At 34.4% G+C, this 12900-nt stretch carries 7 protein-coding genes; 3 read left to right on the forward strand and 4 right to left on the reverse strand.

Features of this window, described 5'->3' with window-relative positions:
- Positions 1-313 (reverse strand): hypothetical protein (locus BC952_RS14920; protein ID WP_208639983.1); only part of this gene is annotated, 313 nt, incomplete at its 3' end.
- A gap of 202 nt (positions 314-515) precedes the next feature.
- On the opposite strand from BC952_RS14920, the gene pafA reads away from it, so the two are divergent.
- Positions 516-2132, forward strand: a complete 1617-nt coding sequence (gene pafA, locus BC952_RS10050; RefSeq protein WP_121365551.1) for an alkaline phosphatase PafA — start codon at positions 516-518, stop codon at positions 2130-2132.
- 60 nt (positions 2133-2192) lie between these two features.
- On the opposite strand, the gene lysA is transcribed toward pafA, so the two are convergent.
- From lysA to gltB, 3 genes are all read right to left on the reverse strand, one after another.
- Positions 2193-3413, reverse strand: a complete 1221-nt coding sequence (gene lysA / locus BC952_RS10055; RefSeq protein WP_121365552.1) for a diaminopimelate decarboxylase — start codon at positions 3411-3413, stop codon at positions 2193-2195.
- A gap of 173 nt (positions 3414-3586) precedes the next feature.
- The gene (locus BC952_RS10060) at positions 3587-5041 is read right to left on the reverse strand and encodes a glutamate synthase subunit beta (RefSeq protein ID WP_121365553.1); all 1455 of its coding nucleotides are present in this window, start codon (positions 5039-5041) and stop codon (positions 3587-3589) included.
- 2 nt (positions 5042-5043) lie between these two features.
- Entirely contained in the window at positions 5044-9561 is a 4518-nt protein-coding gene (gene gltB / locus BC952_RS10065; RefSeq protein ID WP_121365554.1) for a glutamate synthase large subunit, read from the reverse strand.
- A gap of 407 nt (positions 9562-9968) precedes the next feature.
- On the opposite strand from gltB, the gene sucC reads away from it, so the two are divergent.
- Both sucC and BC952_RS10075 read left to right on the forward strand, forming a co-directional pair.
- Positions 9969-11162 (forward strand): ADP-forming succinate--CoA ligase subunit beta, encoded by a 1194-nt coding sequence (gene sucC, locus BC952_RS10070; protein ID WP_091166566.1) that lies wholly within the window; start codon positions 9969-9971, stop codon positions 11160-11162.
- Positions 11163-11323: 161 nt separating this feature from the next.
- Entirely contained in the window at positions 11324-12892 is a 1569-nt protein-coding gene (locus tag BC952_RS10075) for a protein adenylyltransferase SelO (RefSeq protein WP_208639987.1), read from the forward strand.
- The last annotated feature ends 8 nt before the right edge of the window (positions 12893-12900 follow it).

Here is a 12900-nt window from a genome sequence, read left to right on the forward strand (position 1 = left end):
AGTTAAGCCCGCCTGCGCAGATGGTACTGCAGTTATGTGGGAGAGTATGTCGTCGCCTTTCTTTGAAAAGCCTATCTGAAAAGATAGGCTTTTTTGTTTTACAACTCTCCGAAGTATTTGAACAACCTCTCGGCTGGTCGTCTTTCTTTAAAGAATCCTCAACATGAATTTGATTAGGATTGTTTGTGTATAATCCAGTTTGTAATGACCTATGAAACTCATACATATAAAATTTATCTTTTAACCTCTTTTTCATATTTTGCTTAACATAAGTAGATGTATCAAGTAATAAAATGATTTTTTTTTCATTCATATAAATTTTATATAGGTATATATTTCTTCTATTGTAATATTTGTCGAACAAAATCTCTCTTAAATAGCTACAAAACTATCCATATATGGCAATCTGTATTTTTGATTAAGTTAAGAATAGATTAATTTATTATCCTAAAATGTTTGTTCAGAGTTTGATTAAACTTTATGTTGTATTTTTGTTTTAAATATAAAAATATAATATGAAAAGAATTATTTTGTTTTTGACATTTATTATGTCTTTAAACTCACAAGCTCAAGAACGCCCAAAACTAGTGGTAGGTATAGTGGTAGACCAAATGAAAATGGAATACTTATATCGTTTTTCAGATGATTTTTCTGCAAATGGTTTTAAAAGATTGATGAATAATGGATATACTTTTCACAATATGCATTACAATTATGTACCTACATATACGGCTCCGGGTCATGCGAGTATATACACAGGAACTACTCCGTCCACTCATGGTATTGTAGGGAATGATTGGTTCAATAAAGCTACTGGAAAGGATATGTATTGTACTGATGATGCTTCTGTTAAAACAGTAGGGGATGGTATAGAAAAGGAGGGAGCTATGTCTCCAAAAAATTTGCTAAGTACTACCATTACTGATGAGTTGAGAATGGCAACAAATTTTAAAGGAAAAGTAATCGGATTAAGTGTTAAAGATCGTGGTGCAATTTTGCCGGCGGGTCATTTTGCTAATTGGGCATTTTGGTATAGCAAAACGGGAGCTTTTATCTCAAGTACTTTTTATGGCACAATATTACCGAATTGGGTAACGGAATTCAACCAAGAAAAACGATATATGAATTATATTAATAAGGGTTGGGAATTATTGAAGCCAATAGCTACTTATAATGAAAGTCTTCCTGACGATAATCCTTATGAAGGAAAATTAGATAAAGCTAACGCACCCGTTTTTCCATACGATTTAAGTAAAATGTATAAAGAAAAAGGAGCAGACGTTTTGAGAACTACACCTTTTGGAAATGATATTTTGGCGGAATTAGCTATGAAAGCCATTGAAAAAGAAGAATTAGGTAAAGATGAAATAACAGATTTTCTAACTGTTAGCTTTTCATCAACAGATTATGTAGGACATACTTTTGGACCTCGTTCTATGGAGTTACAGGATACTTATTTGCGTTTAGATCAAACTATGGCTCAGTTTTTAAATTATTTAGATAAAACGGTTGGAAAGGATAATTATTTGCTTTTTCTGACTGCTGATCATGCCGGAGCTGAGAATCCTAATTATCTAAAAGATAACAAATACAATGTAAAAAATATTCCCTCGAAAGACATTGTTGAGGCATTAAAAAAACATTCAAATGAAAGCTTTGGTGCAGATTTGATTTTGGATTATTCTAACTTTAATCTTTTTTTTAATAAAGAAATTATTAAGCAAAAAGGCTTAGAATTGACAAAAGTCAAACAAAGTTTCAAAGACTTTTTGATGACGCAAGAACAAGTTAAAAGGGTGTATACTGAAGAAGAAATTTTAGCTTCGTCAGGAGATGATTATTTTTTGAGTTTTATTTCTAAAGGATATGATCCAAAACAAAATGGTGATATTGTTATACTTGATAAAACGGGTTATATGCAATATCAAGCCACTGGAACTACACATGGTTCACCTAATAGTTATGATACACACGTACCTTTACTTTTTTATGGCTGGCAGGTTCCAAAAGGAGAATTGCATGCTAAAAAATATATAACTCAAATTGCACCAACGCTTTCACAAATGTTGAAGATTCCATTTCCTAATGGAACAGAATCTGAAGTTTTAGACACGATGCTTGATAAGAAATAATTGTATTGCATATCATTAAAAAATCCCATTTGCATTAGTAGCGAATGGGATTTTTTTATTTTACACTGATGTTACAGCAACGGGTAACGGAATTTGATTTTTAAGTAAGTCTTCAAAGGTTTCATGTGCTCTGATTAAATGGCCTTCACCATTCATCCATAAAACTTCGGCGGGCTTGTATCTCGAGTTATAATTGGAAGCCATGGAGAAGCAATAAGCTCCTGCATTTCTAAAAGATAAAATATCACCTTCTTTTATTTCTGCAATTTTTCTGTTATTAGCAAAAGTATCAGTTTCGCAAATATATCCTACTACGGAGTAGAAGCGCTCTTTCCCTTTTGGATGTGATATATTTTCGATATGATGTTGTGAACCATAAAACATTGGTCTAATCAAATGATTAAAACCACTGTCTATTCCCGCAAAAACTGTTGAAGTAGTTTGTTTAACGACATTTACTTTAGCCAAAAAGAAACCTGCTTCACTTACTAAAAATTTCCCTGGTTCAAATATTAAAGTTAATTCTTTTCCGTATTCGGTACAAAAAGCATTGAATCTTTTTGATAGTTTTTTACCTAATTCTTCAATATCAGTTTCGATATCGTCTTTTTTATAAGGCACTTTAAATCCACTTCCAAAGTCTAGGAATTCAAGTTTTTTGAAGTTTCTGGCGGCATCAAATAATATTTCAGCAGCATACAAAAATACTTCGATATCCAAAATGTCAGAACCTGTGTGCATGTGAATACCCACAATGTTCATTTTTGTATTTTCAACAATACGAACTAAATGAGGTAATTGGTGTACCGAAATACCAAATTTACTATCAATATGACCAACAGATATATTTGCATTTCCACCAGCCATTACGTGCGGATTTATTCGGATGCATACTGGAACATTTGGATATTTTGTTCCGAACTGTTCTAATATGGATAAATTATCGATATTGATTTGAACTCCCATAGCTGAAACTTCTTCAATTTCTTCAAGAGAAACACCATTTGGAGTATAAAATATTTTTTCTGGTTCATAGCCTGCATGTAGTCCTAATAATACTTCTTGAATGGAAACAGTATCTAATCCTGAACCCATTTCTTTCAATAACTGAAGTATAGCAACATTCGACAAAGCCTTCATTGCATAATTGATGCGCAACTTTTCTACCTTTGAAAAAGCTTTAGTTAATCTGTTGTATTGAGATTGTATTTTTTCGGCATCATAAACGTATAATGGACTGCCAAATTGTTCTGCTAATTGTACTAAGTCTTTTGATTGCATGATTATTAATTTTGAGCAAATTTATTACTCTTTATTTAGTCCCACAAGCTAATGGATGAATTCTAACAAATTCTAACAAAAAGTTATAAATTAAACATTTATTTGAAATTTTTTAAAAAAAAATAACCCTTGACAAAATTTTTCTATCAAGGGTTATATATTGGTATCAGGAGCTACAAGTTGGGTAAATCGCCATTTCCTTTAGTTGGTAAATTGGTATAACCCATTAAGTATTTATCGACTTCTCTTGCAGCTTCACGACCTTCAGATATTGCCCAAACAATTAATGATTGTCCTCTTCGCATGTCCCCAGCAGTAAAAATATGCGGTACATTCGTTTGATAATTAGTTGCTTTATAATTGCTTCTCATATCAATTTCTAATCCCAATTGATCACTTAATGTTTTTTCAGGACCTGTAAATCCAAGTGCTAATAAAGCTAAATCACAAGGCCAAATTTTTTCAGAACCTTCTTTTTCTATCAATTCAGGTCTTTGTCCAGGTGTCATTTTCCAAGCCACTTCAACGGTTTTTAAACCTACGAGTTGGCCACTTTCATTAGAAATGAATTCTTTGGTGTTGATTAACCAGTTTCTATTACAACCTTCTTCATGTGAAGAGGAAGTTTTTAATTGCAATGGCCAAAATGGCCAAGGAGTAGTTTCACTTCTTCCAATTGGTGGTTTTGGTAAAATCTCAAAGTTAGTAACTGATTTTGCACCGTGTCTGTTTGAAGTTCCCACACAATCAGAACCAGTATCTCCACCACCAATAACGATCACATCTTTACCGGTCGCCATTATTTGATCATGAATTTCCTCACCATATAAAGATTTCGTTTGTTGTGTCAAGAAAGTCATTGCCTGAACGACTCCTTTGCTTTCTATTCCTTTGGTTGGTAAGCTTCGTCTTTCTGTTGCGCCACCACATAATACGATAGAATCAAAAGTGTTCAATTCTTCAATACTATAGTTTACGCCAACATTTACATTCGTTTTAAAAGTAATTCCTTCAGCTTCTAAAACAGCAACGCGTCTGTCTATAATTCCTTTTTCTAATTTGAAATTTGGAATCCCATAGCGTAACAATCCACCAATGGCATTGTCTCTTTCAAAAACAGTAACGGTGTGTCCTGCACGATTTAATTGTTGTGCAGCCGCTAAACCAGCAGGACCAGAACCTATTACAGCGACTGTTTTTCCTGTTCTAACTTCTGATGTTTGTGGTTTGATCCAACCTTCAGCAAAACCTCTTTCGATAATATTTTTTTCAATATTTTCGATAGCTACAGGCTCGCTAATAATTCCTAACACACATGATTTTTCACATGGAGCAGGGCATAAACGACCAGTAAATTCTGGAAAATTATTGGTTGATTGTAGTATTTTCAAGGCGCTTTCCCATTCTTCCTGATGCACCATGTCATTAAAATCTGGTATCAAATTTCCTAATGGACAAGCACTGTGACAAAAAGGAATACCACAATCCATACATCTGGATCCTTGTTCTTTGATTTTATCTTTAGGTAATGTAATTGTGAATTCATTGTAATTTGAAACACGTTCTTCAACAACTATATTACTTTCGTCAGTTCTATTATATTCTTTAAATCCTCCTATCTTTCCCATAACTATAGTGCTAGTAGTTCTTCAATTTGTTTTTCTTCGGCTAATCTTTGCAATGCTTTTTTGTAATCTGTTGGCATTACTTTGATAAAATGGCCGCGTTGGTTTTCCCAATCTTCTAAAATCCTTTTTGCCAAAGGGCTGTTGGTGTACATAGAATGATTTTTTATCAAACGTCTCAGTTTTGTAAAATCTTCTTCTTCCAATGTTTCAAAAGCAACCATTTCCATATTACATAAGGTAGCGTCGAATTTTTTATTTGGATCAAAAACATACGCAATACCACCGCTCATTCCAGCTGCGAAATTCCTTCCTGTTTTTCCTAAAACTACGACGGTTCCTCCAGTCATATATTCGCAACCATGATCTCCAATCCCTTCTACAACAGCTGTTGCTCCAGAATTTCTCACACAAAAACGTTCTCCGGCCATACCATTTATATATGCTTCACCAGTAATTGCTCCATAAAGTGCAACGTTACCAATGATGATATTTTCTTCTGGTTTGAAAGTTGCAGCAGGTGGTACTTTGATAATCAGTTTACCTCCAGAAAGCCCTTTTCCTAGATAATCATTACAGTTTCCATGAATTTTAAATGATAAACCATTAGTTGCAAAAGCACCAAAACTTTGTCCTGCTGATCCTGTAAAATCAACTAATATGGTATCCTCAGGTAAACCTTGAGCGCCATATATTTTTGAAATTTCATTACTCAATATAGCGCCAACTGAACGGTCTGTATTTTTGATGTCAAAAGTAACTCTTGTTTTTTCTTTTCTATAAATAGAAGGAATAGCCGCTTTTATAATTTCAAAATCAAGTACATGTTCTAAAGCATGGTCCTGTGTAGTTGTATTGTGATTTGGAACTTCTTTAGCTTTTTCTGGTTTATATAAGATTGTAGATAAATCTAATCCACTTGCTTTATAATGTTTGATGGCTTTATTGACATTCAATTTTTGAGATTGTCCCACCATTTCTTTAAGTGTTCTAAATCCAAGTTGTGCCATGATTTCTCTCAACTCTTCAGCAATAAAATACATGAAGTTGATGATGTGTTCCGGCGTTCCTTTGAAATTTTTTCTCAATTCAGGATCTTGCGTTGCAATACCAACTGGACAAGTATTCAAGTGACATGCTCTCATCATGATACAACCAGATGCAACTAAAGGCGCGGTTGCAAAACCAAATTCCTCAGCTCCAAGTAATGCAGCAATTGCGACATCACGTCCTGTTTTCAATTGTCCGTCACATTCTAAAACTACACGACTTCTTAAATCATTTAAGATTAATGTTTGTTGTGCTTCGGCAAGTCCAAGTTCCCATGGAATACCGGTGTGTTGCAGTGAAGTTAAAGGTGCAGCTCCAGTTCCTCCGTCATATCCTGAAATCAAAATCACGTCGGCTTTTGCTTTAGCAACTCCGGCAGCGATTGTTCCAACACCTACTTCAGAAACTAATTTTACATTAATTCTAGCTTCACGATTGGCATTTTTTAAATCAAAAATTAACTGTGATAAATCCTCAATAGAATAAATATCGTGGTGCGGCGGAGGTGAAATTAATCCAACATAAGGCGTAGAATTCCTAACTTCGGCGATCCACGGCACTACTTTTTCTCCGGGTAATTGACCACCTTCTCCAGGTTTTGCACCTTGAGCCATTTTTATTTGTATCTCTTTGGCGTTTGTCAAATAGTTGATAGAAACCCCAAATCTTCCAGAAGCTACTTGTTTGATAGCACTGTTTCTGGAATCTCCATTTAAGTCTTTTTGGAAACGTTTTGGATCTTCTCCACCTTCTCCAGAATTACTTTTTCCACCAATTCTGTTCATGGCAATCGCTAGGTTTTCATGCGCTTCTTGGCTGATAGATCCATAAGACATGGCACCAGTTTTGAATTTTTTTACAATTTCAGTCCAAGGTTCCACTTCATCAATTGAAATAGGATCTAAGTTATTGAATTCAAATAAACCTCTGATAGTCATCAAGTTTTCACTTTGATCATTGACCATTTTAGAGTATTCCTTATAACTCTCAGGACTGTTTAAACGTACTGCTTGTTGTAGTTTAGAAATCGTCGTTGGATTAAACATATGTTTTTCTCCCGATCTTCTCCATCTATAAATTCCTCCAATTTCTAAAGGCAGCAAATTACTCACTTTTGAATTTGGAAATGCTTTTTGGTATCTTTTCTTGATTTCTTTTTCGACTTCCATTAGACCAATTCCTTCAATTCGGGAAGGAGTATAAGGAAAGTATTTAGAAGTGAATGTTTTGTTTAATCCTAAAATTTCAAAAATTTGTGCCGCTCTGTACGAATGTAACGTCGAGATACCAATTTTATTCATGATTTTCAGAATCCCTTTTGCAATAGCTTTGTTATAATTTTTGATGGCATAATCCGCTTTTACACCAGTAATAAAACCTTCGTTTACTTGGTTGTGAATTATTTCATTCACCATGTAAGGATTGATTGCGCTGGCTCCGTAACCAAATAATAAGGCAAAATGATGTGGTTCCCGAGGTTCTGCGGATTCAATTATGATTCCAAATTTAGAACGAACTTTTAGAATGTTAAGCGAATGATGAATGTAAGAACACGCCAGTAACATTGGTATTGGAGCCATTTTTTCACTCACACCTCTGTCAGAAATAATTACAATATTACACCCTTCAGAAACTGCTTTGAAAGTCGCTTGTACCGCTCTTTCTAAAGCGCGTTCTAATCCGTTTACTCCTTTTTCTATGTCATATAATGTAGAAATAGTGACTGATTTGAAATCAGCATGATCAATGTTTCTTATTTTATCTAAATCCTCGTTTGAAATAACTGGATTTTGGATTTTTAGTTTTTTACAATGCTTTGGAACAATGTCAAAAATATTATAATCTCCACCAATCGCTAAACTGATATCAGTAATAATTTCTTCACGGATACCATCCAATGGTGGATTGGTAACCTGAGCAAACAACTGCTTGAAATAGTTGTATAAAAGCTGTGGCTGATCTGACAAAACAGCTAACGGAGTATCATTTCCCATGGAACTTAATGCTTCTGTGCCTTGAGCTCCCATTGGGTTTATGATTGTTTTTAAATCCTCCAACGTGTATCCAAAGAGTCTTTGTCTTGTTTCAAAATCTATGTTTTCAACAGGAATTGGATTGTCAGTATATGGTATTTGAGCCAATTGTACTAAATTTTCATCCAACCATTGTTTGTAAGGACGTTTGGTAACAATAGCATTTTTGATTTCGTCATCTTCAATAATTCGCCCTTCGTTCATATCTACAAGAAACATTTTTCCGGGTTCTAAACGACCGTGTTGTATCACATCTTCTGGTTTGATGTCGAGAACACCAATTTCTGAAGACATAATTACGAAACCACTTTTAGTCAATGTATATCGTGAAGGACGTAATCCATTTCTATCCAATAAAGCACCAATAACGTTTCCATCAGTAAAAGGAATAGAAGCCGGACCATCCCATGGCTCCATGATACAAGCGTTATATTCATAAAATGCTTTTTTCTCGGATGACATCGTTTGGTGTTTTTCCCAAGCTTCAGGAACGACCATCATCATGGCTTCCGGCAAAGAACGACCAGTCATCAATAACAGTTCAATTACCATATCCATTGAAGCAGAATCTGATTTTCCTTCTAAAATAATTGGGAATAATTTTTTGATATCATCACCAAAAACATCACTTTTCATCAGTTCTTCACGAGCACGCATGCGGCTAATATTACCACGAAGTGTATTGATTTCACCATTGTGACACATATAACGGAAAGGCTGTGCTAATTCCCAAGATGGAAATGTATTGGTAGAAAAACGTTGGTGAACCAAAGCTAATCGGGTTACCAAATCGTCATCCAATAAATCCGTGTAATACCTGCTGATATCTTCCGGCATCAACAATCCTTTGTATATTATTGTAGTAGTTGAGAAACTGGAAAAATAAAACATGTGACTTTCTGAAATTCTTGAATTTCGAATCGCATGTTCTGCTATTTTTCTCGCTGCAAATAATTTAGCGTTAAATTGTTGTTCCGTAAGGTCTAAACCATTTTTACCTACAAATACTTGTTTTACTGTTGGTTCTTTCTCGCCGGCTATTCGTCCTAAATTTGTTGCGTCTACCGGAACGTCTCTCCATCCTAATATTTCTAGATTTTGATCGCGTATCGAAGTTTCAAAAGTAGTTTTACAAAAAACAACTTGATTTTTACTTTTTGGCATAAAAACCATTCCTACGGCATACTCCTTAGTTTCCGGGATATCAAATTCACAAACTTTCTTAAAAAAATCATGTGGGATATCAAATAATATTCCTGCTCCATCTCCAGTTCTGCCATCTGAACTCACAGCGCCCCGGTGTTCTAATTTGATTAGAATATCCAGTGCTTTGTGTATAATATCATTTGACTTAATTCCATTTAAATTACAAATGAATCCTGCTCCGCAATTGTCGTGTTCAAATTCGGGCAAATAAAGGCCTTGTTCTTTAACTTTCATGCTTAAATTTTTTTCTACAAAATTAAAGATTTAGTAACATATAATAGGTGTAAAGGTTAAAAATGGCTTGTTTTTACAGTTCTAATAGAAAAATGTTGAATAAATCTCAATAATGATATTTAAACACATCCGATTTGATTTTTCGATAAAATGGAAATGACAAAATACTGATTAAAGCGTTGATTTTGAAAGAAATATTTTGCTAATCATTAATCGTGATTATTTATAACAAATTTGTAATTAATTTTTATATTTTTTATATTTTGACATTGGTTTAGCCATTCTTTCTTGGAACAAAAATTTGACCTACATTTAATTAAAAAAAAAATAACAGTTAAGTTTAATTTTGCTATTTTTGTGGCACTTTTATTCTGAAAGAAATTCAGAAGCCAGACAAATTCTATATTATGAACATACACGAATATCAAGGAAAAGAGATTTTAGCTAGCTACGGAGTTCGCATTCAGCGCGGAATCGTTGCTAATAGCCCTGTAGAAGCTGTTGCTGCTGCAAAACAATTAACTGCCGAAACTGGTACAAGTTGGTATGTTGTAAAAGCCCAAGTTCATGCAGGTGGACGTGGAAAAGGCGGTGGAGTGAAACTTGCCAAAAATTTACAACAAGTTGAAGAGATTTCAGAGCAAATCATCGGAATGCAATTGATTACACCTCAAACTTCTGCTGAAGGTAAAAAAGTACACAAAGTTTTAATCGCTGAAGATGTTTATTATCCTGGTGAAAGTGAAACTTCTGAGTTTTATGTTTCTGTTTTATTGAATAGAGCTACAGGTCGTAACATGATTATGTATTCTACTGAAGGTGGAATGGATATTGAAGAAGTTGCGGAACACACTCCTCATTTAATTTTTACTGAAGAAGTAGATCCTTCTGTTGGATTACAAGGTTTTCAAGCAAGAAGAATTGCTTTTAACCTAGGTCTTTCTGGAAATGCTTTCAAAGAAATGGTGAAATTCATCGATTCTTTATACAATGCTTATATTGGATCTGATGCTTCGATGTTTGAAATCAACCCGGTTTTAAAAACATCTGACAATAAAATTATGGCTGTAGATGCTAAAGTAAATATCGATGATAATGCTTTATACAGACAAAAGAAATATGCTGATATGCGTGACATTCGTGAGGAGAACCCAATCGAAGTGGAAGCAAAAGAAGTAGGATTAAACTATGTAGATCTTGACGGTACTGTTGGATGTATGGTGAACGGAGCTGGTTTAGCAATGGCAACTATGGATTTAATTAAGTATGCTGGTTTTGAGCCTGCTAACTTCCTTGACGTAGGTGGAACTGCTGATGCAAAACGTGTTGAAACTGCTTTCCGTATTATCTTAAAAGATCAAAACGTAAAAGCTATTTTAATTAATATTTTTGGTGGAATCGTTCGTTGTGACCGTGTGGCACAAGGAGTTGTTGACGCTTACAAAAATATGGGTGATGCAATTAAAGTGCCAATCATTGTTCGTTTACAAGGTACAAATGCAGCTATTGCAAAAGAATTAATTGATAATTCAGGAATGCCAATTTTATCTGCTGTTGAATTCCAAGAAGCAGCGGATCAAGTAAAAGCAGCACTTTCTTAATTAGAAAAAATGTTATATATTGAAAATCCTGTTTGCTACGGCGAACAGGATTTTTTTTTTGGAATAAAATAAATTTTGTGATTGAACAAATCACAATAATAATTGAAAGTGTAAAGTTTTCTGGTTTACAACAATTATCTTTGTTTTTAATGTTTTAAGTAATTATGAAACTTCAGATACAAAATAATTTCACTGACGAATTACCTGCTGATACCAATCAAGTTAATGTTCCAAGACAAGTTCATCAAGCTTGTTATTCATTTGTATTACCCAAAAAACCTTCAAATCCTTCCCTAATTCATGCTTCAATTGAAGTGGCTAATGCTATTGGTCTTTCTCAGGAAGATATGCTTTCAGCTGATTTTTTGAATACTTTTTCAGGAAGTACTATTTATCCTGGCACTAAGCCCTATGCTTTGCCTTATGCTGGACATCAATTTGGGAATTGGGCCGGACAATTAGGAGATGGTCGCGCTATCAATCTTACTGAAGTAGTTCATGAAAATAAGTCGTACACATTACAACTAAAAGGAGCAGGGCCCACACCATATTCCAGAACTGCAGATGGTTTTGCCGTACTGCGTTCTTCCATTCGAGAGCATTTATGTGCCGAAGCGATGCATTATTTGGGTGTTCCTACCACGCGTTCGCTTTCGTTGATGCTTTCTGGCGATCAAGTGTTGCGTGATGTTTTGTATAATGGTAATCCTGCTTATGAAAAAGGCGCTATCGTTTGTAGAGTGGCTCCTTCATTTATCCGTTTCGGTAGTTTTGAATTATTTGCTTCGCGTGAAGATCATGTTAATCTCAAATTACTGGCTGATTTTACTATCAAACATCATTTTTCTCATATTCAAAAAGAGGGTGTAGAAAAATATCTGGCGTTTTTTCAAGAAGTTACTCAAACAACGCTGAATATGATTGTGCACTGGCAACGCGTAGGTTTTGTTCATGGCGTTATGAATACCGATAATATGTCTATTCACGGTATCACAATTGATTATGGACCTTATGGTTGGTTGGAAAATTATAATTCCGGCTGGACGCCTAATACAACCGATAACCAACATAAAAGATACCGTTTTGGCAATCAACCTGAAATTGCGCTGTGGAATCTGTATCAATTGGCGAATGCGTTGTATCCTTTAATTCAGGAAGCGAAACCGCTGGAAACTATTTTAGATGCTTTTAGTGCGGATTATGAAAAAGAGTATTTGAATATGATGCAAAATAAGCTCGGGTTACAAATCAAAAAAGAACAAGATATTATTTTGATTCAAAGTTTGACTCAATTGCTTGAAAAGGTAGAAACTGACATGACTATTTTCTTCAGAAATTTAAGTTCTGTAACTAAAACAGATTCAGCAGAAACAGCTTTCAATTCCATAAAAGAGGCTTTTTACAATGAAAACGATTTGGATGAAACGATTTTGAAACATTGGCACGATTGGTTGGAGAAGTACAGCATTAGAATCAATGAAGAAACACTTTCAGATACAGAAAGAAAAGAGCAGATGAATTTAGTTAATCCAAAATACGTGCTGCGAAATTACATGGCACAATTGTGTATTGATGATGCAGATAAGGAAGATTATTCTTTGCTAAACGAGTTATTCGAAATGCTAAAAAAGCCGTATGATGAACAACCAAATTTTCAAAAGTGGTTTGCCAAAAGACCCGATTGGGCCAGAGATAAAGTAGGATGTTCTATGTTAAGTTGTAGTTCTTAAAATTGGGT

Origin of the sequence: Flavobacterium limicola (assembly GCF_003634755.1) — a bacterium.
Classification (GTDB): domain Bacteria; phylum Bacteroidota; class Bacteroidia; order Flavobacteriales; family Flavobacteriaceae; genus Flavobacterium; species Flavobacterium limicola.